The 23,024-nt window shown below is 42.2% G+C and carries 21 protein-coding genes and 1 pseudogene; 9 read left to right on the forward strand and 13 right to left on the reverse strand.

The window, feature by feature from the left end; genetic code table 11:
• Positions 1–111: 111 nt before the first annotated feature.
• From BP549_RS12465 to glpX, 3 genes are all read right to left on the reverse strand, one after another.
• Positions 112–768: a hypothetical protein gene (locus BP549_RS12465; protein WP_292375303.1), complete on the reverse strand. Its 657-nt coding sequence runs from the start codon at positions 766–768 to the stop codon at positions 112–114.
• A 241-nt stretch (positions 769–1,009) separates the two neighbouring features.
• Positions 1,010–2,317, reverse strand: a complete 1,308-nt coding sequence (locus BP549_RS12470) for a tRNA (N(6)-L-threonylcarbamoyladenosine(37)-C(2))-methylthiotransferase (protein ID WP_292381091.1) — start codon at positions 2,315–2,317, stop codon at positions 1,010–1,012.
• Between the two features lie 197 nt (positions 2,318–2,514).
• On the reverse strand, positions 2,515–3,603 hold the full coding sequence (glpX, locus tag BP549_RS12475; protein ID WP_292381129.1) for a class II fructose-bisphosphatase: 1,089 nt from the start codon (positions 3,601–3,603) through the stop codon (positions 2,515–2,517).
• 410 nt (positions 3,604–4,013) lie between these two features.
• Between glpX and BP549_RS12480 the strand changes: the two genes are divergently transcribed.
• Positions 4,014–4,736, forward strand: coding sequence for a type 1 glutamine amidotransferase (locus BP549_RS12480; RefSeq protein ID WP_292381093.1), 723 nt, complete (start codon positions 4,014–4,016; stop codon positions 4,734–4,736).
• A gap of 161 nt (positions 4,737–4,897) precedes the next feature.
• On the opposite strand, the gene cgi121 is transcribed toward BP549_RS12480, so the two are convergent.
• From cgi121 to BP549_RS12500, 4 genes are all read right to left on the reverse strand, one after another.
• Positions 4,898–5,422 carry a KEOPS complex subunit Cgi121 gene (cgi121, locus tag BP549_RS12485; RefSeq protein ID WP_292375487.1) on the reverse strand — a complete coding sequence of 175 codons (525 nt, stop codon included), beginning with the start codon at positions 5,420–5,422 and terminating at the stop codon, positions 4,898–4,900.
• 406 nt (positions 5,423–5,828) lie between these two features.
• Positions 5,829–6,620 (reverse strand): cytochrome B, encoded by a 792-nt coding sequence (locus BP549_RS12490; protein ID WP_292375309.1) that lies wholly within the window; start codon positions 6,618–6,620, stop codon positions 5,829–5,831.
• Between the two features lie 14 nt (positions 6,621–6,634).
• Positions 6,635–8,425 (reverse strand): nickel-dependent hydrogenase large subunit, encoded by a 1,791-nt coding sequence (locus BP549_RS12495; protein WP_292375312.1) that lies wholly within the window; start codon positions 8,423–8,425, stop codon positions 6,635–6,637.
• Positions 8,425–9,588 (reverse strand): hydrogenase small subunit, encoded by a 1,164-nt coding sequence (locus tag BP549_RS12500; RefSeq protein WP_292381096.1) that lies wholly within the window; start codon positions 9,586–9,588, stop codon positions 8,425–8,427. Before BP549_RS12500 ends, BP549_RS12495 begins: the two co-directional genes overlap by 1 nt.
• Before the next feature lie 495 nt (positions 9,589–10,083).
• On the opposite strand from BP549_RS12500, the gene BP549_RS12505 reads away from it, so the two are divergent.
• Positions 10,084–11,004: a peptidoglycan-binding domain-containing protein gene (locus BP549_RS12505; protein ID WP_292381098.1), complete on the forward strand. Its 921-nt coding sequence runs from the start codon at positions 10,084–10,086 to the stop codon at positions 11,002–11,004.
• Positions 11,005–11,095: 91 nt separating this feature from the next.
• On the opposite strand, the gene BP549_RS12510 is transcribed toward BP549_RS12505, so the two are convergent.
• From BP549_RS12510 to BP549_RS12525, 4 genes are all read right to left on the reverse strand, one after another.
• Positions 11,096–11,581 carry a hydrogenase maturation protease gene (locus BP549_RS12510; RefSeq protein ID WP_292381100.1) on the reverse strand — a complete coding sequence of 162 codons (486 nt, stop codon included), beginning with the start codon at positions 11,579–11,581 and terminating at the stop codon, positions 11,096–11,098.
• Positions 11,582–11,675: 94 nt separating this feature from the next.
• Entirely contained in the window at positions 11,676–12,449 is a 774-nt protein-coding gene (locus tag BP549_RS12515) for a cytochrome B (protein ID WP_292375324.1), read from the reverse strand.
• A gap of 14 nt (positions 12,450–12,463) precedes the next feature.
• Positions 12,464–14,239 carry a nickel-dependent hydrogenase large subunit gene (locus BP549_RS12520; RefSeq protein ID WP_292375327.1) on the reverse strand — a complete coding sequence of 592 codons (1,776 nt, stop codon included), beginning with the start codon at positions 14,237–14,239 and terminating at the stop codon, positions 12,464–12,466.
• Positions 14,240–14,246: 7 nt separating this feature from the next.
• The gene (locus BP549_RS12525; RefSeq protein WP_292381102.1) at positions 14,247–15,401 is read right to left on the reverse strand and encodes a hydrogenase small subunit; all 1,155 of its coding nucleotides are present in this window, start codon (positions 15,399–15,401) and stop codon (positions 14,247–14,249) included.
• Between the two features lie 1,282 nt (positions 15,402–16,683).
• Between BP549_RS12525 and BP549_RS12530 the strand changes: the two genes are divergently transcribed.
• From BP549_RS12530 to hypE, 5 genes are all read left to right on the forward strand, one after another.
• Positions 16,684–16,944 carry a HypC/HybG/HupF family hydrogenase formation chaperone gene (locus tag BP549_RS12530; RefSeq protein ID WP_292375333.1) on the forward strand — a complete coding sequence of 87 codons (261 nt, stop codon included), beginning with the start codon at positions 16,684–16,686 and terminating at the stop codon, positions 16,942–16,944.
• A gap of 7 nt (positions 16,945–16,951) precedes the next feature.
• Positions 16,952–18,061 carry a hydrogenase formation protein HypD gene (hypD, locus tag BP549_RS12535; RefSeq protein WP_292381105.1) on the forward strand — a complete coding sequence of 370 codons (1,110 nt, stop codon included), beginning with the start codon at positions 16,952–16,954 and terminating at the stop codon, positions 18,059–18,061.
• 13 nt (positions 18,062–18,074) lie between these two features.
• The gene (gene hypA, locus BP549_RS12540) at positions 18,075–18,476 is read left to right on the forward strand and encodes a hydrogenase maturation nickel metallochaperone HypA (protein WP_292381107.1); all 402 of its coding nucleotides are present in this window, start codon (positions 18,075–18,077) and stop codon (positions 18,474–18,476) included.
• 44 nt (positions 18,477–18,520) lie between these two features.
• Positions 18,521–19,189 carry a hydrogenase nickel incorporation protein HypB gene (gene hypB, locus BP549_RS12545; RefSeq protein WP_292375489.1) on the forward strand — a complete coding sequence of 223 codons (669 nt, stop codon included), beginning with the start codon at positions 18,521–18,523 and terminating at the stop codon, positions 19,187–19,189.
• Between the two features lie 150 nt (positions 19,190–19,339).
• Positions 19,340–20,383, forward strand: coding sequence for a hydrogenase expression/formation protein HypE (hypE, locus tag BP549_RS12550; RefSeq protein ID WP_292381109.1), 1,044 nt, complete (start codon positions 19,340–19,342; stop codon positions 20,381–20,383).
• A gap of 24 nt (positions 20,384–20,407) precedes the next feature.
• On the opposite strand, the gene BP549_RS12555 is transcribed toward hypE, so the two are convergent.
• Together BP549_RS12555 and BP549_RS12560 are read right to left on the reverse strand one after the other, a co-directional pair.
• Positions 20,408–20,545 carry a hypothetical protein gene (locus BP549_RS12555; protein ID WP_292381112.1) on the reverse strand — a complete coding sequence of 46 codons (138 nt, stop codon included), beginning with the start codon at positions 20,543–20,545 and terminating at the stop codon, positions 20,408–20,410.
• A gap of 177 nt (positions 20,546–20,722) precedes the next feature.
• Positions 20,723–20,839 (reverse strand): annotated as a pseudogene (locus BP549_RS12560) (IS5/IS1182 family transposase); the annotation flags it as partial.
• Positions 20,840–21,203: 364 nt separating this feature from the next.
• Here BP549_RS12560 and BP549_RS12565 point away from each other — a divergent pair.
• Positions 21,204–22,430, forward strand: a complete 1,227-nt coding sequence (locus BP549_RS12565) for a S8 family peptidase (protein WP_292381115.1) — start codon at positions 21,204–21,206, stop codon at positions 22,428–22,430.
• Positions 22,431–22,582: 152 nt separating this feature from the next.
• Positions 22,583–22,861, forward strand: coding sequence for a hypothetical protein (locus BP549_RS12570; RefSeq protein ID WP_292381116.1), 279 nt, complete (start codon positions 22,583–22,585; stop codon positions 22,859–22,861).
• The last annotated feature ends 163 nt before the right edge of the window (positions 22,862–23,024 follow it).

Below are 23,024 nucleotides of genomic sequence, written 5' to 3' on the forward strand. Positions count from 1 at the left end.
AAGTTGCGTTGAAGACTATAATTTTACACTTGCACCTAAAGTCCTCAATCTGCACCTGAAGTCGAGAGAAAATAGGGCTTTAGATGCAAATCCCATTTAAGAGAGAAGATTTCAAAGAGGAGGTGTGGATTCGTCTTCCTTCAGAAGTTCGGAAAAAAGCAGGGAACAGCCCGGAATCTGTTCGATATTTACCATAATCATATTAATATAGAAAGGCCCTCCGCGTTTAATCTCTATAGGTGAGGGGTCTACGAATTCCCAGATGTCAACAGGATGTTTGAGATAAAAGGTCTCAAGCTCCGGGCTGTTCAAATGCATCCTCGATGGAAAACCTATGGCATGGACTGTGGAGTTTAAAAGGGATTCAGCGCCCGCGTCCAGAAGGAATACGAAAAAGAAGTATTCCCCACGCGGCAGGTCAAGCATGAACTTGACATCAGTACGAAGCTCGGAGAGTAAAAGATCCTGCGTACCTTTCCTGTATACCACAAGAAGCAGCACTTTGTCTTTAAGAAGGAGTTCCTGAACCGTGTCTGGCAGGAAAAGGTCCCCAAAAACCAGTTCAAACTGCTCATAATTCATAGCCGTAAAATCATTTCTGATAAATAATATGCTATCCTCGCTCAACAAGGAATAACCCAGATTGCCATGAGAATCAACTATAGGAGATTTGCCTGCAGAGGTTTCTCTCCAGAACTCGTCAAGAGCTTTGTCATCTATCCGGGATAACAGGTGTACACAGGTTCCAACAGTAATATATTTCAGCACTAAACCCCCTGTATGCGATTAATCGCTTTCAATTAACGATTAAACGCTTTCAATTAAAGAAGTACAGGCAAAAGCCCGATGAGTATCAGAAACAAAGGTTTGAGATTATTAGTTTTGGAGTTTTATATAAAAAGGATATTATATAAATTAATAGCTCACAAAAATAACTGAGATTCTAAAACTTAAAGTAGTAAAAAGTAAAATTAGAAAAAATCGAGTTGAAAATTAAAAGCCTGCACCCTCATTTGAGAAGCTTTCCCAGAAAATAGCCAGGCTTTGCAGCAACAATTTCCACATCAGCATATTGGCCGGGTTTTAGATTCGAACCTCTTATGACAACCGGGCGGTAAGCATCCGTACGGGTGAGAACATCCCCCATTTCCGTATATTTTGAGACAAAGACCCGGCCTTCCCAGCCTATTATTGCCTGCTTGGACCCAAGCTTAACTTGTTCGCAAACTTTATGCAGCTCATGGGAACGCTGTACCAAAATCCTTGAGTCGAGGTTCCGGTATGAAAAGGCTTTCGTGTGTGGTCTGGGAGAATATCTAGAAATATTGATTTTTTCAGGGCGGTATTTCTGTACCCACTCTACAGTCTCTTTGAAATCTTCATCGGTTTCATCGCAGAAGCCAACAATTATGTCGGTAAAGAGGGAAAGATCGTCGAAACGAGCACTGAATGTATTAATGATCTTGTCCACTGCATCCATCTTGTGCAGGCGATTCATTCTCTTCAGAACCGAATGAGAAGCGGACTGGATCGGAAGATGGAGGAGTTTGAAGATCTTATCAGAATCAAAAGCTTCTACAAGGTCGTCGAGAATGGGAAGGACAGAAAAGGGATTCATCATTCCTACTCTCACTTTGAAGTCACCTGGGATTTTCGAGATCATGCGCAGAAGTTCCGGAAGTCTGACACCCGTATCCATTCCGTACTGGCTGTCGTCCTGGGAAGTAAGCCAGATTTCCCTGCAACCCTCGGCAACCGCCGTGCGTATGTCTTCGACTATCTCATCCGGTGGAAAAGAACGCAGCTTGCCTCTTGCATGTTTTACAATGCAGTAGGAACAGGCAAAATTGCAACCCTGGGAGATCTGGCAGATGTGAATATTCGGGTTAGAACGTTCACGCGGAACATTAAGAAAACCCAGAGGTTCGGAAGTCCGGAATTCAAAATGCTCTCCTTCGGGCTGACCTCTTATTTTTCTCTGCTCGATTGAGGACAGAAGCTCGCCAAGGCGGGAAATTGCATTTACTCCCAGAATATGGGCTTCGGGATTTGCATGCAGAATGTCCTCAAGCTGGACTTCAGGCATACAGCCAGAAACGACAACTTCCACATTTTTCTCGCCCATGCTGCGGATTTTATAGAGAATTTTCTGTTCTGTAGTGTATTTTACCGTACAGGAGTTGCAGATATAGACCTCTGCCTGATCGGCAACCCCAGGTTCCAGCAGTTTATGCCCTAGCCTTTCAACGCTTGCTTTCATTATCTCGGCTGATGCCTGGCTTGCCGAACAGCCAAAACTTTCAAGATAGACCTTCATGATTTAACTCTAGATTCTATGTTTTTTAATTTCGTAATTTTTAATCTCTACTTATTAATTCCTTAATTCTTAATCTCTACTTATATCGCTGGGTAATTCCACATTTTATAGTTCTCTACTCTAAAAACTGTATGTCTAACTATGTTTTCATAAAATCGTGTTTCAAAAAAGGATGAAAAAGAAGAGAATAAAAAGATTTACAGGTAGAGAGGATTCTCCCGCTTATCCTTTATATAAATACTGTCTGTAAATCTGACAGATCCGGATGCGCCCATCGAAATTGTGTGTACCCTTGCGTCTCCGCCACCGAACAGGTTGACTTCTCGCAGAAAATGACCGGGAGTTACAGCCGTTGCTGAAAAGATCACATCATTTCCGGGCACGAGTTTGTTGGTATCAAGAATATTGTTAAGGTTTTCAAGGGAAATTCCCATCTTTTCGAGCCTTGGCATTTTTTCTTCGATTTCTTCATCGACCTTATCCTGGCTCTTTCCGTTTGCAACCGTGGGAAGCACAAGCCTTGCAAGGATTTTTCCGCCGAGAATTTTGATTGCAGCTGCTGTGAGCACGGCTTCACCTGAACCGCCCGCACCCATTACCATATGAATACCTGAACCGCGGATCGCAGTTGAAACTCCAGGCATAAGGTCTCCGTCGCTGATTAGCTTTACGCGGGCGCCAGCCTCCCGAATTTCAGTTATTTTCTGGGCATGTCTGGGCCGATCAAGAATTACAACAACGAGCTCTTCAATATTTCTTTCGAGAGCCTTTGCGACTATCTCAAGATTGTGCTTGACAGGGGCATCCAAATCAATCTTTTCATCAGGGTGCTCCTCTTCATAGCGTACCACATCTGGACCGACAACTATCTTGTCCATATAGATATCCGGGCCATGGAAGATCCCACCTCTTTCCGCCATTGCCATGACCGCAACAGAGCCAGGGACACCATCTGCGGTAAGGTTTGTACCCTCAAGAGGGTCGACTGCAATATCAATTTCAAGATCTCCCTTTCCTGTTCCTACATGCTCCCCTATATAAAGCATGGGAGCTTCATCCCTTTCTCCTTCACCGATCTTGATTATTCCTTTCATGTCAAGCGTGTTCAGCATTCTTCGCATGGCGGCAACTGCTACCTGGTCGGCAAAATTTTTGTTCCCGCGCCCCATCTGGTACGCTGCGGCAATGGCAGCCGCTTCGGTTACCTGAATAAGTCTGGGCAACAACTCACACTCAATAGGCCCTGCACAATTAATCATTTCTTCTACGGTTTTTGGATGAGATATAGGAATCAACTCCCATTTTTTGTTGCAGATAATCTGCTTCCGGATAATGAAATATGTTTCAGTAATTTACTCTGGTTATTTAATTGATCTCTTAACACAATAGTATATTAATGAATTGGCCGAACCGGAGTCAGATATTTAGAGTCAGATATTTATTTTATGAAGCTTTCATCAAAGAAGTCCTGCAAATAGAGGGCCTTCAAGCAGGCTTCAAAATAAAGCATACAGAGAAGAAATATAAAAATGGCCAAAAAAATATAGCCTAAAACTGCTAAAAGCTGGTCTAAAACCTGCCTGAAGGTATTATAAAATTGTTAAAAAAGCTTAATTTGAGCCCAACCTGAAGCATAACCTAGAGTTTGATTCAAAAAGAGAAGTTTCTGCTCCATTTACTTCAAGGGGAAACACCCGTGAGAATTCATTGCCTACAACACCTGAAAAACGATACCCTAGGAAATATAGGGACCTGGATAACCGAAAAAGGATATAAACTTACGAAAACACTACCCTACGAAGATGCTTCTTTTCCTGCCCCCGAAGAATTCGATTTACTCATCATAATGGGCGGCACAATGAGTGTTTACCAAGAAGACGAATATCCCTGGTTAAAGCCTGAAAAAGAATTTGTTAGAAAAACGATAGAAGCAGGCAAACTTATACTTGGAAGCTGCTTTGGAGCTCAGATAATTGCCGAAGTACTGGGCGGAAAAGTTACGGAGAACCAGTATAAGGAAATCGGCTGGCACACGGTACGGTCTATGGAAGGGAAAAGCCAGTGCAAGATAAGAGGTTTGAAATTTCCATCCTGTATGTTTCCGGAATTTACCGGTTTTATGTGGCATGGGGATACTTTTGAAATTCCAACCGGCACAGTGAAGCTTTTTGAAAGTGAAGCCTGCCCAAATCAGGGATTTATCTATGATGGAAAGGCCCTTGGCCTGCAGTTCCATCCTGAGGCCGACAGGCAGTGGGTAAGAAACCTTATCAAGGATTTGGGGCACGAGCTTGTGCCAGGAAAATATATCCAGTCAGAGAAGGAAATACTTGGGCAAGAAAGCTTTTTTGAAGATTCCAGAAACCTGACTTTTTCTCTAATGGGCTGGTTTGAAGAAAAATATAGACAAGAAAAGTAAGATATGAAAAGAAATTAACGTGGGAGCAAGAAAATAGATTGTGAAAAATAAGCAAGATGTAAAAGAGAGTAGAGATGGAAGAAAAGTAAGATCCAAGAGAGATATTGTCATCAAAAAAGAAAGCCGAAGAGAGATTCTGTAACCGCTTCAGATTGCCTTTTTTACTTTACAAAATCTGCCAGTGCTACCCTCTCAATCACAAGTTCGGGAATGTGCTCTTCTCCTGAAGCCTCAATTTCAGCATCTGTGATGCCGAATACGGAAAGGATTCCCTGCCTTTTGGAATTAGAATAAGCAAGCAGCTCGGAACAGGGCTTTTCAGAGATCAGTTCTTTTAATGCAGAGAGAGCCAGCAACAGATTGTCCATTTTTCCAAGGAGCACAAATACGGCATTATTTTCCCCTTTATGCAGCCCTATAGAAAAACTCCTCTCAATCTGTCTTTCTCCTGATGCATACCGCATAATCTCGATTCCTGGATCTTTTGCTATGTTCCTGCCCGCAGCAATTGCCCGAAGAGCTTTTCCTACTGCAAAATGAAGATGCCTATCACCTGCAATCAGATCTGCGTTCAAGCCCTGGATAATAACTTCATTTTCGGAAGCAATTGAACCTATCGTTTTTAGAAAGCCGGAAAGATTCGGGATACTTACATTCCCGCAGATTACCTGGATTTCCCTTTGCATTTCCATAGTCCTGCCATAGCGCGGGCTTTACAATAAGGATTTCGGTTGTATGAGAAAACAAAAATCGGAGGCAGAAAAAATGAGAAAAGATGGAAGTAAAATAGTTAAACAAAAATTGACTAAATATAAAAGGAGAAACAAAAATAGAAGATTGGAATAAAAGAAAAGCCGAGAACTCTCAAAAAGGGCTATAAATTACTAAACTTTTAAGAACCAACTCAACCACAATCAGCCCCAGTACTACAAAAAAGAAAAGGATCAAAAGGTTGAGAATGATTGGGTCAATTCTTCTTAGAACTTCCCCAAATCCGTACATCCAAATTACCATATATAATAATGATAGATTAGTATATAACCATTTGTATATACATCACATAATAAATATATAAAGGAGGAACGTTTGTCATCAGCCTTCTTTTGTTGCTATTTTTTGATCGGTCTCATCAATTACTTTGACAAAATGCCTGTCTGAAAGATCTTCTTTTCCAGACCAGAAGATTGCCTTATGATATTTCCACGCATCAGGATCAAGCTCAAGAATTCCTACATGGATCACAAGTTCAAAGACAAACCAGCAAGCTGCAAGCAGATGTAATAAGCGGAGTAACCCCAAGGCATTGACATTGAAAAAGGACGCAAAATACCAGGTTACAGAAAGTATCCATGACGCAATAGGAATTCCGAAAGGAGCCCAGTCAAGGTTGTAAAGCACTACTCCTGTAATTGCTACAATGATAATTGCTATACTCTCAAGAACAATCAGAATTTTAAGTACAGGATGAAGCTTGGTTACATAGTGTCCTTTACGTTCATCATAGATAGTAAAAGCCGGATACCTGCCTCTTCCAAAAAAGTTCTTTATTATGTCGATGAGACGTTCTGCATCAGCTTTTCCGAAAACGTAAGAGTCCTTGAAATGCACTATCCTGTCTTTGACACTACATCTTTCTTCTTTGCAAGAAAAAAGGTTGTACGGGACCAAAATCCAGTTTGCAGCCAGGAAAAAAGGTACAGCGATCATATGCCAAGTTCGGGCCGTTTGAAAAGCCATGAAACCCCAACCAAAATAGATTTTGAATCCTGTAATAAGTAGGATAAACATGGTAATAAGATGCACCAGATGAGTAATCCTCTCAAGCCAGGTATAGCGTTCAACAATTACTCTTCTAGAAGCGGGTCTTTGAGCCGATCGTACCATACTTCCAACCTCCTTCAAAGTACCTTGATTGTATAATTCGGGTGCTTTCCGGTTTTATCAATTGTATGAACTGCACATGCCAGGCAGGGATCATAAGAGCGGGCTGTATGCAGAATTCCGAGAGGATTCGAATAATCTACTCCAAGTGCATTTTCGGCAGCTGAAATTTTGGTGCCTATGAGAGCCTGCTCAACAGGGCTTGGAATCTCCTGCGAATTCCTGGGAGCAAGGTTCCAGGTACTCGGAACCACAGCCTGGTAAAGGGTTACCATAGAATCCGGCCCTGTGGCAATCCAGTGCCCAAGTGCCCCTCGCGGAGCTTCCCATAAGCCCATTCCTGCGGAACTTTTTGCCATGGAAAGATCGGTGTGCACAGCAACCTTTCCGCCGGCCTGAAGATCCTGTGTGAGCCATTTCATAAGTTCTGGAGCCACTACAAGAATTTCCTGCATCCTTGCGATCATGCGGGTGTAGTTATTGACAGGATAATAGCCGTTATCTTGGAAAGTTTTTACCAATCCCGTAACAAGAGGTTCTCCCATAATCATCATACGAGCAAGGGGGCCGACCTCACACGGAATCCCGTCATAATGAGGAGCTTTTACCCATGAGTAACGGCTCTTTGATCCTTTAGTATAGTCTATTTTTTCAGGATTTCCTTCTGGAACCGTAACTCCGTCCCAGGGAGGACGGTCTTCTATGTTGTCAATATAGAAGGAGTGATGGATACTTTCGGAAATCTTCTTGTAATCGAATTTTTCAAGCTTGAAATATCCATTCATATAACCGGAGGTAATAACTCTGCTGTCCGCAGGACTTGTGGGATCATATCCATCTCCTTTCTCAGGCTTGAAGAAAACTCCGTATGAAAGAAAACCGATCTTATCGGGATCTTTGTAAGTCCCTGCAAGGTCCATTTTCATACTGATAGGCAGACCGAGAAGTTTTTCTCCTATCAGCTCTGAGCCGAAAGCCGCAAAGAGGGGAACATCTCCCCAGCCTGCAGAGTGTGAAAAGTCCTTGCTGGTAAGGGATTTATTCAGAAGCTCCTGCAGGTGTCCGATAACGAAATTAACAGCCTTCTGCGGGGAAGAAGCCCTGTAAGTATTTTCTATCCAGGTATCGGGAGAGACACCAAGGGTAAATGCTTCAATGAATTTCATGGTCTTCGATACATAGCCTACAATTTGCCCGATATCAGCAACCGTCGGAGAATAAACCACTCCCCCAACATGCTGAAGAACCGGATGCGGCATCTTGGCAGCTATCAGAGAGATTGCGTCGTGCAGGCGGCGAAATTCCACTATAGCGCCTAGATAGGACGAACCAGCTGGATAACTGGTACCGTTAATCTGATTAATCAAAGGCGTAAAACGTCCTTGGAGTTCTTTCCATACTGCATTTCCAACATCCCCGTATTTTACCAGAATATCACGGTAAGCCGGGTTTGTAAGATCAGGACCCCAGAGTACATAGATATGAGCTGCATGGCTGGCTATATAATTAAGGCTTTGGTGAATATTTCGCATTACAAGAGCATTTTTTGGAACCTCGCCTGCAACTCCGAAAAGTTCGTCCAGGGCATTTGCTGCAGTTATGCCGTGACTAACCGGGCAGACTCCACAGATTCTCTGGGTCAGAAGGACCGCATCTCTGGGATCATGCTTCTGAAGAAGTCTTTCAAAGCCTCTTAACTGCAAGCCGTTACTCTGGGCATCAGTAATCACGCCTTCCCCATTGACTTCGGTATTGATCCTGTAATGCCCTTCAATTCTAGAAAGAGGATCAACAGTGACCTGTACCATTATTTTTCACCTCCGGTTTCCTCTGGAGTGCTTTCTTCGGCAAAGCCTTCCTCATCCTCAGGTCTTTTCATGACAGTTCTCCTGACAGCATGAGCCCCTGCAGCGAGTAGAGCACCTCCTATTGCCACACCTGCTACAGTAGTGATATTCGTGCCTAAAATTCCAGTTTTCTCAATTTCCACGAAAAAAGGCCTGGTACTATCCGGGAAGCCCGGCTGAACGCAGCCAATACAGGGAGAGCCTGCCTGAGGGCAGTAATTGAGATGGCCGTTCCAGTTGCGAGTAGCACAGTCTGCATGAGTATAAGGCCCCTTGCATCCCAGTTTCCAGAGGCACTTCGGTCCACCTACTGTCAGCTCAAACTCTCCACGGTCATAGTATCCGCGACGAGAACAGTTATCATGAATAACATGGTCAGGCGGGAAGAAAACCTTCGGACGTTTCCAGTTATCCAGTACATAAGGCAAATCATCGGGTATCTTTATCTTTCCCAAAACAACTGCACCTATTGTCAAAAAAACCCAGTCTGGATGAGTAGGGCAACCAGTAAGATTAATTACAGGCTTTTCGATGCCAAGAAGATCTAAGATCCCCTTTGAAGCATCTTCCATAGTAAAGGCAATCCCTCTGGGGTCCATAAGTTCAACTATATCACTCTTAGCAGCGTTTACCCCACTATTAGTCGCACAATTCCCAATTGCAACAATTGCTAAAGCATTTTTCGCAGCTTCCGTGTAAATATCCTTATAAGGCCTACCTCCGTACATAAGATATTTTCCTGAACCTTGAGGTCCGTTAGCGACTGCTCCTTCAGAGACTAGAACGTAACCTTTTTCCCTTCCCAAGATCTCATCAAGCACAATCTCAGAATTAAGATCACTGGTATTTGCGAGTTTCCCGTCCACGAAAATTCCCTGCTGCATCATTAAAACTTCATGATAGAGCAGTTTGAGATTATACTCCTGAAGGAATTCTACGATATCAGGAGATCCTCCGTCCAGCATTGATATGGTACATCCACTGTCCATTACTCCATGGAGCCATACTACTTTAGTTTCCGAAAGTTGAAGGGCTTTCGCTATATCGCTTTTATATGTTTGTAAAAAAAGTGAGGCTCCCAGCGCCCCAACAGCTTTTATAAAAGTTCGACGATCCATTTTCATGAAATCGAGATTTTTAAACTTTTCAAGTAAGCTGTCATTATCCGTTCCACTCCCCCCATGTTGCAAATAATTTTATATAAAGATATATAAAAAATGGAATCCAATATATTAAAGACTATCACATCTTCAATAACCTGCTTCGTAAGTAAGTTTTTATGTTGCAACAGCAGGATAATCAAAGTTGCGCTGGCGCACCTCGCTGCAAGCAACGGAGTATGTTCGCGCTCTGCTCCAAATTCCGTAAAAGGAGACAATAACCTGGAGCAATTTAGTTTGAGCAGAGTTAACAACCGAAAACTGGAGAGATTTTTTTATTTCTAATACTTTCAGCTGTAAGATAAATTGGGTACATTTAAAATAAATATATTTTTTCTAAAAACTTATATATTTTAATATCACTACCATATTTATTGAAATTTTAAGGTTAGTAATATTTAGTAATAATCTGCATATTTAAGGGAAGAAATTGTGCAGCAAAATATGGGGGAATAGAATATGACTATTGGGGATGGTCACGATTTGATATCGCAGAGATTTGAGGGCGATGAGGTATTAGAGGCTTGTTATGACAATGAAAGAGTTCTTCAAAGAGGGGACAAAGGCTCTGCAGTAAGGAAAGTTCAGCAGGCTCTGATATTTTTGGGTTTTCCTGTACCCGAAGTTGGAGCCAACGGCATCTTTGGTAACGAAACTGAACTGGCAGTAAGAAGCTACCAGGAGTCACGAGGACTAAAAGTTGATGGTGTAGTTGGATCGGAAACTATAGGAAGTCTCGATGCAGAATTTTTCACTGGCGTTCCAAAGCCTTCGGTTGCACCAGTAACTGAGCCACAAGTATCAGAGGTTCCAACTCCACTATTTCCCGAATCTCCTGTTCGATCGCCAAGGGCGTCTCCGGTCGGGCCGGTAAGGGCACCTGAAGTCTCGCAATTAAAGGTGCCTCGGGCTCCACGGGTAGAGGCTCCTGCAGTAAAAATACCTCAACCTCCAGTTATGCCGGTAGCAGAACCTCCAATCCTGACAACGCAGGCAGTTCCACCTGAACAAACCCCGGTTCGTGTGACCAAACCCATAACTCCACCTTTAACCAAACTGCCCGATATGGTCGATAGTAAGGGAAGGAAGTTCCATACTGCAGGAACCTGGAGTGGGAGTAATTCTTCTTTTGAAGCTGAGGCTGGAAAATCGGTGAGTCTTGAAGTAAGTAACCTGAATGTCAAGGAGTCAAGCGTCACGATAAAAACAAACACAGGAGAAGCAAAAGAATCTGTACTTTTACCTGATACTCTTGTAGATTTTGAATTTTCTGCAATAGAAGAACCCTTTATATGGAGATTTTACATCGAAACCGACAGTGAAGACTCTTTAATCGAGTGGAAACTTTATAGCAACTGGGTGCCGGGAAAAAACGAGTAAATATTTGAGGAAAAAGGCAGAATAGAGATAAATAATAGGAAAAACCAGGTAAAAAATAGAACGAAACCGAACCAAATATGTTAAAAAATAATTAAAGGGAAGAAAATATCTCTTTCCTGATTATCTCTATCGCTTTATCTACACCTTTAAGGACATCTGGACTTATTTCCTGCGTAGCTTCTGTGACAATATATCCAATTTCAATTCCTATGACTACAATTTCCGGAAGCTCTTGAACCTGTTCTCCTATTTTCAATACATCTGTAATTGTCAGGTCATGTACTGAAACCAGGGGATGAAATTCGGCACCATCCAGTAAGTCCTTCCCTTCTATACGGTGTACGGAACCTGGGGGACTGTTAGCCAGAATCGCATCAACTATAATGACTTTCCTGGCGCCATCGAGAAGGTTTAGAAGGTCAAGTCCACAGACCCCTGCGTCCTCGATATCGACGTCTTTGAGGTCTTTAAGTTCGGTTTTGTGAAGAACCTCAATGACTTTGAGGCCGACACCATCGTTTCCCATTAATGGGCTTCCGCATCCTAGGACACGGACTGGAGCGCGTAATATAGGCATGTTCTCACTTAATTAAAAGTCGTATGGATTTTTTGAACATGCCTATATTACCTATTCCAGTTAAGATTATTCTTTAATAATTTTTTAGTAGTTTTTAGTGCTTGTGTTCCTTAGCATCAAACCTTGAATATTTCTCTACAAACTCTGAATAGTGAGTGTCTGAGAGATCTTCTTTTCCTGACCAGAAGATAGCTTTGTAGTACTTCCAGACATGAGGGTCAAACTCCAGGATACCAACATGCACTACCAGTTCAAAGACAAACCAGTAGGTCAGCAGCAGGTGAAGAGCCCTGAGGAACTGCAGGGAACCCATTCCGAATATAGGCGCAATAATATCTCCCGCAGATAAGATCCACGATGCTATAGGGAGGCCAAAAAGTGACCAGTCAAGCTTGTAAAGAACAATGCCTGAGACCGCAATAAGGAAGATAGCTGTACCTTCAAGCACAATCAGGATCTTCATTAAGGGGTGAAGTTTGGTCTCATAGTGGCCTTTTTCTTCATCATAGATGGAATATGCAGGGTATCGACCTTTCCTGAAGAAGTTTTTAATAATACCGCCCAGACGAGTTGCATCTTTAGGACCAAAAATATAATGATCCGTAAAGTGTGAAATTTTTCCAAAAATCCCATGACCTTCGGAGAAGATATTGTAAGGGATAAGGATCCAGTTCACTGCAAGTAGGAACGGAACCGCTATCATGTGAAGACCGCGGGCGGAATGGAAACTCATAAAGTCCCATCCCGTATAGATCTTTAACCCGGTGATGATGAGCACTAACATTGCGACAGCGTGGACAGTATGAGCTATCCTGTCAGTAATGGTATACCGCTCAACAACCAGTGACGGGTTGTTCTTGGATTTCATTGAGGGTCATCTCCTTATACTATTCTTAGAGTATTTGGAGCGTTTTTCCCAGTCAGGTCAATGGTGTGTACTGCACATGAAATGCAAGGATCATAGGACCTACCCATATGGAAGATACCAAATGGATTGGTATAGTCGACATCTCCTACTGTATTGATTTTTGAACCAATGAGAGACTGTTCGAGCGGACCAGGGATGCCATTGCTGTCTCTTGGAGACATTAACCAGGTACCTGGAACTACACACTGATAGTTGGTAACCTTTCCATCGCTGCCAGCAGAGACCCAGTGACCAAGAGCTCCACGAGGTGCTTCCCATAGACCCATTCCCTGATTATTTTTAGCTGCATTAAGGTCTATAGGCACGGAAATCTTGCCTCCTGGTGTATAGTCAACTGTTACCCAGTTGAGAAGTTCATATGCGAGTATTGTCACTTCCTGCATACGAGCCAACATTCTGGTGTAAACGTTGGCTGGAGAGTAACCTTTCTCAGCAAAGACCTGAGCCAGACCGGTTACGAGCGGTTCTTTTATATTTAGCATGCGTGCAAGAGGCCCGACTTCACCTGGAATTCCGTCGTATCTCGGAGCCTTGTCCCAGCTGTACTGGCTATCCGAACCTCCTGTGAAGGCGATTTTATTTGGATCCGTATACGGAATGGTTTCACCTTTTGCTGGTGCGAGATCTTTGGTACTGTTGTTGTAGAAGGAGTGAGCAGTGCTCTCCGTAATCTTTTCCGGATCGAATTTCTGATATTCGAGCTTTCCTGATACCACACCTGAGGTGAAAATACGGTCTCCTGCTGGGCTCTTCGGGTCGTATCCATCTTTGGGCTTGTAGTATCCACCATATGAAACGAAGCAGATCTTTGAGGGATCCTTGTACCCACCGATTGTATCATGTTTAAGGCTTGCTGGAAGGCCAAGCAGAGTTTCTCCTACAAGTTCGGAACCAAAAGCTGCATAGAATTCTACATCTCCCCAACCTGCTTCTTTGGAGAAGTCGTTGGAAGTGGTTGCCTTGTCAACAAGTCCCTGGAGGTGTTCAGTAACAAAGCTTACTGCTTTTTGAGGAGAGCTTGCCTTATAAGTATTTTCGATCCAGGTATTGAAATCAACTCTCAAAGTATGCTTGGATACGAAGTCCATGACCTGCAGATAGTAAGTGGAAAGTTTGGTTATATCTGCGACAGTAGCCGGGTAGGTATATCCACCTGGATAAAGGGATGAGGGACCAGGCATTCTACCGGCAATGAGTGCGATAGCCTCCTGAAGGCGTTTCTTTTCAGGAATTGCTGCAAGATAGGAACTTCCCACAGGTACAGGCGCGCCATCCATTTTGTAGCTAATTGGGGCAAACCTTCCAACCATCTCATTCCAGACTGCGCTTCCGGTGTCTCCAAGTGTTGTAAGGACCTTTTTGTAAGCTGGGTTTGCAAGGTCAGGGCCAAAGAGGACATATATATGAGTTGCGTGGCTTGCAATCATGTTCAAGCCCTGGAAAATATTCCTCATTACAAGAGCATCTTTTGGAACTTGATCAGCCACACCATAAAGATCGTCAAGAGCATTTGTGGCTGTCATTCCATGAGAAATGGGACAGACACCGCAAATTCTCTGGGTAAGAAAAGCTGCGTCTCTTGGATCCTGTTTTTGCAGAATGCGCTCAAAACCCCTGAATATAAGGGAAGATGACTGGGCATCGGTAATAAAACCATTAGCATCTACTTCAGTAGATATGCGCTGATGGCCTTCAATTCTTGTTAAGGGATCAACTGTAACGTTTACCATTTTTCACTCACTCTCCTTTTCCCATTCTCCTAACAGCATGTACACCTGCAGCAACTGCAGCTGCACCGACTGCAACCTTAGACACGGTATCAATGTTTGCTCCAAGAAGCACTCCCTTATCTTCAGCTTCGACATACAGAGGTCTCGAACCATCAGGGAAGTTAGGCTCCACACAGGCTATACAGGGGCCACCTGCTTGGGTACACATGCTGACTGAGCCGTTCCACCTGCGGATTCCACAGTCTGCATGGGCGTAAGGAGCTTTGCATCCAAGTTTCCACAGACACCCAGGCCCGCCAACTTCTTCATCGAGCTCTCCACGGTCATAGTATCCACGGCGGGGACAGTTGTCATGCACTGTGTGGTCTGGGGGATAGAAGACCTTTGGCCTGCCGTAGTTGTCCAGAAGGGTATCGAGATCGTTAGGGATCTTGATCTTTCCAAGAATTACCGCGCCCAGGGTCAGAAGAACCCAGTCAGGGTGAGCAGGGCAACCAGGAATATTAATTACCGGCTTATCGATGCCTAGTTCTTTAAGCATGCCTTTCGTAGGATCTTCCTTTGCGAAAGCTACTCCCCTGTAATCCGTATCCTTAGCAACCTCGCTGTCTGCAGAGGTAATTCCTCCGTATGCAGCACAGGCACCGACTGCAACGATAGCAACTGCGTTCTTTGCAGCTTCTGCAAGGGATTCCTTGAAAGTCTTGTTTCCAATAACCAGGTAGCGTCCTGAACCGTCCGGGCCATTCGGAATTGAGCCTTCAACGACCAGGATATAACCACCTTGTTTATAAGTATCTTCAAGGAGAACTTCGGAGTTAAGCTCGGCATTGTTTACAAGCTTACCATCGTTCCAGATTCCCTGCTGTGCACAAATAGTCTCATGGAAAACAAGATTGACATTGAGCTTTTGTAGTGCCTGTACAAGGTCAGGATTGCCTGCATTTAAGACCGATTCGGAGCAGCCAGTGCATTCAGAGCCATGCAGCCAGACAAGCTTGGTTTCTGCGAAATCAAGCGCACTTACAATATCAGACTTATAGGTGCCCAGGAATGTAGCTGCACCCATTGCACCTAACGCTTTCATGAAAGTGCGTCGATCCATTTTTAAGAAGTCCACACTGTCCAGTGTACGGACAAGATTTTTTATTCCAGTACTCATCTCTACCACATCTTGATTTTACCCAGATTATACATCCGAAAGAAAATTTTGAATAATTGTCCATGGAAATTATATAAATGCATACATAAATTTAGCACTAATGTTTTTCAATGAGGGAATAGTATATAAGGTTTTTTACACGATGCGATAAATATATTAATTAGCTGCATTCAAGGTACGTGGGTCAATGATAAATATAATGAGCTCTCCGAATAAATGACCGTAATTTGATGTACAAAACTGGGCAACAGAATATACATAAGCCAATTTGAAGCCTCTTGAAAGAGAAAATAGAATCAAAAAATTGATATAAGTTCAAAAGTTGAAAGTTACCAATAGAATAGTAATTCATACATAAAAATTTTCTTGTATTATGACAAAAACGCATAAAAATAAGGTAAAATGACGAAAAGTCTTAAAATACAAAGAAAAAAATCACTTATTTCTAAGGTATATTTCAGTAAATAGAGCTCTCAAATATGACTGACATTTATTAGGAAGCCATAGTGTTTCTATTGATCCTGTTTAATATCTCTAGAGCCTCGGCTAGGGTCAATGAGCTAGGAAAAATTCAACCCCCTGATTAAAAAAGCTTTTTAGCTTTTAATCCCAGATTTTCTCTATAAATTCCTATCTTCAGTGCTCTGGACTCAAGAGAACGCTGAGAAAAAGAAAAAACTCGAAAAGAAGTGCTAAAGATGCAAAGAAGCCTACTTTTCGCACAAAGTTTCGGAAAAAATATTACTTATTTCTAGATTATTCATACGTTTTAAAATTTAGTGAATTCAGATTCAAATAGAGCAATTTTAGAATTATATATAGAATATCTCAAAAACAAGTTCAAGACTAGGGCAAAAACACTTTTAAATTATGCAAGAGAAATGAAAAAACAAAAAGCATATAAAATAGAACCATAGAGTTTCAGAAACAATTTTAACATATATAAATTCGAAACGTAGATTTGGGTTCTTGTTCAAGATATCTCCATATATCTCCATATTTCTATCTGCGGCAAGTGGAGAAAAGAAAAACAAATAATTAAAAGCAGCAGTAGAGAAATAAAAATAGGTAAGGGGATAAAAGCTACTTAACCAGTTAAGAAAGTAAAACTGGAGGGTTTTTTGCTCAGTTAAGACCTGTAAAATATATATACCTTACAAATATATATCTTTTGTAAAATAATTCTTGTAAAAATCATTTTATAAGAATTTATTTCATGAAAAGATAGTTTATATATTTATATAAATTAATAAGATTTTAAAAGAAAAGAGTTAGAGGAAACATGTGTATAGCTATTCCTGGAAAAATAAAATCCATTGTAGATGAGAATACTGCAACAATTGACATGGGTGGAATCTGCAGGGACGTAAATATGGCCCTTGTTGGAGGCGCCAATGAATCCATTATCGGAAAACACTTTCTTGTCCATGTTGGATATGCAATAGCTGAAATATCGGAAGAAGAAAGTGAAGAAACAATGCGCCTTCTCAAACAAATAGCGGGACTTGAAGACATAGATACTTTTGAAAGTGAATCTCCCTGAATAACGGATGCTGATAGAAATGGAAAACGGGAATTCCCCTTCAAAACCAGCAGTTCCTGAACTTGAAAGAAAGCTCCTGGAAAGAATCAGAGACTCGAAGAAACCGCTTCGAATAATGCACGTATGTGGAACACACGAGCGGACTATAGCAAAATATGGGTTAAGGAGTGTCCTTCCAAAGAATATTGAGGTAATAAGTGGTCCCGGATGCCCTGTTTGTGTTACTCCTGAGGAAGACATTAATGTTGCAATAGCCCTTGCAAAAAGTGGAGCTACAGTTGTTACTTTTGGAGACATGATGCGAGTTCCAGGTTCGGGAGAAAGTTTGCTGGATGCGAAGTCTGAAGGGGCAGATGTAAAAATGGTATATAGTATTGACGATGCAATTGCCCTTGCGGAGAAAAAGCCAGAGCTTGAGGTAGTCTTTTTTGGAATAGGCTTTGAGACCACGGTTCCCGCAAATGCGGCCGCTCTTTTAAGAAAGACCCCTGAAAACTTCAGTCTCCTTGCCTCGCAGAAGCAAACTCCCCCTGCAGTAGAACTCCTTGCCAGGGATGCAGATGTTGATGCCTTCATAGCTCCCGGGCACGTGGCAACCATAATAGGCACAAAACCTTTTGAATCTCTTGCAGAAAAAGGCTTTCCTGTTGTCGTAAGCGGATTTGAACCAGCAGATATTCTCCTTGGAATAAACCTTTTACAAATGCAGGCAGAGGAAGGAATCTCAAGGGTTGATAACGGTTACCCAAGAGCTGTTAAACCTGAGGGAAACCAGATTGCCCTTAAAATAATGGATAAAGTGTTCGAAACCTCGGATTCTGAGTGGAGAGGTATAGGAAGAATAGAAAATTCAGGACTTGCACTCAGAAAAGAGTTTGAGGAAAAAGACGCAGCAAAAAAGCACGAAGACCTATATGCCTCTGCTCTTGAAGATGTCCGAAAGAAAACAGGAAGAAAAGACAAAAAGCGCTGCATCTGCGCAGCTATCCTTACAGGAAAAGCAAAACCTTCCCAATGCCCAAACTTCGGGAAGGACTGTACCCCAAAAAGTCCTGCAGGCCCCTGTATGGTAAGCCAGGAAGGCATGTGTTACAACTGGTTCAGGTACTCAAGATAAGGAGGCAACAGGCTTGCATGAACTTTCCATTGCATGTGAAATTCTCGAGCAGGTAATGGCTACCGCCACAGAGCACGGAGCCACGGAAGTTAAGCATGTAACCCTTCAGATTGGAAGATTATCTCATACAAATCCGGAACAACTTAGCTTCTGTTTTAAAGCCATTGCAGAGGACAGTATTGCCAAAGATGCGGATTTTATTGTCGAAATGATACCACCTTCCCTTGAATGCGAATGTGGATACACGGGACCAATAGACGAAAAACAGATACAAGAGAATTGTGGATTCACAAGCGAACTTCTTGCTTATGCAGCAGTTATGGACTGCCCGATCTGTGGAAAGCATGCCCGTATTACAGGCGGCAGAGAACTGATAATTAAAAGTATCGAGATCGAGACTGAAAACCAGGATTGACCTCAAACCGGTAAAAATAAGAAATAACTTCCCAAGTGATGCTTATGTTAATGCACGTAATCAATATGGGACACGATGTCTACAAAGCAAATGATAAAGTTGCTGAAAAAAACAGAAAGAAACTTGACAAGCATCAGGTTTTCTCGGTAAATGTTATGGGTGCAATCGGATCAGGAAAGACTACTCTGATTGAGGAGGCTATCAGACAACTTAAGGATAAGTATAAGATAGCTGTGATCGCAGGTGATGTAATCGCAGAGATGGATTCTTCTCGTTTCAGAAAACTCGATGTCCCTACTATTCCTGTAAACACTGGAAAAGAGTGCCACCTTGATGCAAAACTGGTGGAAAAAGCCCTGGATGAAATCGATCTTGATAACACGGATCTCCTGCTAATTGAAAACGTAGGTAACCTGATCTGCCCTGTGGATTTCAAGCTTGGAGAACACCTGAGGGTTGTAATCGTGAGCGTAACTGAAGGAGATGACATTATCCTCAAGCATCCCATGATATTCAAGACTGCGGAACTTGCAGTCATAAATAAAGTTGACATTGCACATGCAGTTGATGTCGATGCCGAAAAAATGCGAGACGATATTCTTTCCTTAAATCCGAATGTGCCGGTTATCCTGACTTCAAAGCATGACTGGGAAAGCCTGGAAACCTGGATTAGTTTTATCGAGCTTGGAGTTAAAGAAGTTCAGAAGAAATAAGGTAAGGTTAAAGGAAATAAAGGTAAAACCAGGTTAAAGAAAAATTAACTCGAAACTAGGGCTAAAAAGGTTTAAATTAGATTGAGAAGATCCAGCAAATTAGATTGAGAAGATCCAGCGGGTTTAAAAGGCGGAAAAAAGGAGACTTATATGAAATCCAATACCATTTCTCTTGAGCACGGTGCAGGCGGAGAGGTAATGCAGGCACTTATAGGAGAAATAATTCTTAAAAACTTTCGAAATAAAAGTGCAGGCTCGATAGGGCTTGAATGTCTTGACGACGGGTCCACGGTCAAGCTTGAAGGCTTCAATACGGGATGCGAACTCGTAATGACTACTGACAGTCATGTGATAACACCTGCCTTTTTCCCAAATACCAATATAGGAAGGCTTGCAGTTGCAGGCACTGTCAATGACCTTACGGTTATGGGAGCAAAGCCCCTTGCCCTTACCTGTGCTGTCATAGTCCCTGAAGGTTTTCCACTAAAGGAATTTGAGGAAATAATCAAAACGATGGACGAAACAGCTGCAGAGGTTGGCGTGCCCATAATAACAGGTGACACGAAAACCGTGGAGAAAACTGCGCTTGATTCGATTATCCTGAACACTGCAGGCTTAGGAATTACAGATAGCCCTGTAAGGGATTCAGGACTTCAGCCAGGAGACAAAATCCTGGTCACAGGCACCATTGGCGACCACGGAATCTCGCTTATGGCTCACAGGGAAGGTTTTGACTTTGATACCGACCTTGCCTCGGATTCAGCTCCACTCTGGAAACTCATAGAACCCCTCCTGAAACTAAGAACTCCTGAGGGTGAACCCGTAATCACGGCAATGAAAGACCCTACACGCGGCGGGCTTGCAAATGCTTTGAACGAGATGGCAACAAAATCAGGAGCAGGTATTATTATCGAAGAAGACTGGATTCCTTTCAAACCAGCCGTTTCCGCAGCCTGTGAAATGCTAGGCCTTGATCCCCTTGAGGTTGCAAATGAAGGAAAAGCAGTTATTGGAGTAAAACCCGGTTTTGAAGAAGAAGTACTTTCAATCCTGAGGCAGCATCCATACGGCAGGGACGCCGCTGTAATAGGAGAAGTTACTTCAGATAAAAGAGAAGTGATTCTGAGAAATCGCTTCGGTGGCATGCGTTATGTGGATGTGCCTGCCGGAGACCCGATTCCCAGAGTATGTTGAGAGATCACAAAGCGCCAGTAGAGTTCAGCTTCCCGAATTGCACCTCCTAGATAGTAGCATCTCGGGAGTACGCTGTCCTTTTTGCTCCACTTCGCTTCTCTCAAGCGGACTAATTTTTAACTTATTTTCAATTGGCATGAAAGTGCTTTCAAGTACTTTCATTCATCTGTGATTGTTATTCAAAAATTTCATATCTATTGTCTTTTTTCTTCCGAGTAAACATTTTTTAGTAGAATCTTTTAGATTTCTTTATATGTACTTAGCCCCTCTTAACTTCTTCATTCAGAAGAGGCTTGTAATTCCTTTCTTTAATGTCGTAATTTACAATTATCCCTATGCCCTCCGTATAAGAGTTTGCTTACAAAATCTCAAATCAAAAACATTAAATATTTCGGACAATAGTTTCCATTTGAAATCTTCGTTTAGCAGTATAAGCGGAGGTTTCGTAATCATCATCAGGGAAGGATAAATAATCCTTCTCAATAAAATTTACGATTTTTAATGACCTTAATTAAAATTTAGGTGAAAAATTGAATGTGCTTTTTTGAGAGAAACTATCAATAACCTAAATTAAGCGAATAAAAAAGGAATAAACCCCAGTTTCATAGTTAATTTAAGAAAACCCTATTATATGTACTTAAGGTTCTAAGTACGCTTTCTCTGATTTTTATATCTTATTTTACCCATCGTATATCATTAATAATTATAAAAATAACCTTATTAAAATATAGATGGATATTGATCTTAAAAATGGATTAATAAAAAGTTTAATAATTTTGAGATAATTCGAGAAGTAATTAGAACAGGGAGTGGGAATAGCATGACTAAAAGAGTAATTGTTGAATTGAGAGCGCCTTTTGGTTTTTCCATGGAATCCGTTCGAGCAATGGATGTTGCCACTGTTTCAGGGTTTGAAATGGACTTTGAGTATAAGCCAGTACCAGTCAGTCCACCTGCAGAGATTGTAAGGATCCTCGAGGCTGCAAATGAGGAAACTATCCTTTTGAGAGGGGAACTGGATGAAGAAAAAGAAGCCGAGATAAAAGCTCTTCCCAACGTGGTAAACATATGGACCGATGCCCGAATAGAGCCATTTGGAATAGACTGCAAATATAATGTTGCCAAGGGAACAATTGAGGATGTTGCAAAATATCTAGGTTGTGATCGACTCTGGGAAAAAGGTGTGAAAGGAAAAGGAATCGTGATAGGAATCTGCGATACTGGAGTTGATGAATCAAAGGTTCCTGCTGTTATAGATGGCTTTTCTTCCAATTCTATGTACCCCCCAGGAACTGATCCCGGAGGACATGGCTCCATGTGTGCGACAGATGCACTTGGCATGTGTCCCGAGGCGAAAATATATGACCTCGGAATTTTGAAGAGCAGCATGATTTCGGGTGTGATTTCCGATGCCATAAGTGCTTACCAGTGGGCAATAGAGAGGTACAAAACGGATGGGACTCCACATATATTGTCCAACAGCTGGGGGATGTACCAGAAGGCCTGGGCACCTGATTACGCTGAGAATCGCGATCATCCCTTCAACCGGAAAGTCGTGGAAGCGATAGATACAGGGATTATTGTAACCTTTGCGGCTGGAAACTGTGGATCAAAATGCCTTCCTAGTAATAAGTGTAAGCTCGATGTCGGGCCTGGAAAGAGTATCTGGGGAGCCAACGGACATCCAAAAGTGATAACCGTCGGTGCGGCCAACATCTTGGAGGAATGGATAGGATATACCAGTCAAGGACCGGCAGCTCTTGATCCCAATAAACCGGATTTCTGTGCTCCCAGCCACTTCAAAGGGTACACAGAATGTGATAATGGCACCTCCACAGCCAATCCCGTATGTGCAGGAGTAATCGGACTTTTGAAATCTTATGACCCTACGCTAACCTCGGATGTTATCAAAGATACCCTTCAGAAAACTGTCAAGGACTTTTGTGGCAGTGGTTGGAATCCGCATACAGGCTATGGAATGATACAGGCAGAAGCTGCCTTTAACAAAATAGTTAGCAGTTCAGTATCCATTGCCCATCCAATGTGACAATCCAGATAGTGAGATATTATAAGCCGAAATTTTAAAGTTTGCTTTATTTTCCTTGCAAACTTCAAATTTTAAATATCAGTTTAGAATTGTGTAAAAAATTATTATTTGTTAGCAGGTTGGAGATCAATTAAGCTAAAAGGAAATAAATTATGGCTAAAAGAGTTATTGTTGAGCTGAGAGCACCGGCTAATTTTTCCATGCAGGCAGCACTGGATTCAGATGTGGCAAAGATTCCTGGATTCAAGATAGATCCGGAATATGAACCAGTTCCTATTAGCCCGCCTAAGGAGATGAGTAAGGGTATGGAAGCTGAAAACGAAAAGGTATTTTTGATCCGGGGCACTGTTGAAGATGAAAAACAAGAAGAACTTAAATCATTTCCTAGTGTGCTCAAAGTCTGGAGTGATGCTAGAATAGAACCTTTTTGAAAAGTTTTGTTTTTCGTTTCATTTCTGTTATCTGTTTCTGGTTCTTTTAATTTCTTTTCGGATTCCTTTAATATCAGATCCTAAGTCTTGTCCTTGAGTTGTTGATCAATTCTGAAAAAAGATATGGGTATTCACTCCATATTTGTAGAAAATGAAGAGAGAT

The organism is Methanosarcina sp. UBA289 (assembly GCA_002496565.1).
Classification (GTDB): Archaea; Halobacteriota; Methanosarcinia; order Methanosarcinales; family Methanosarcinaceae; genus Methanosarcina.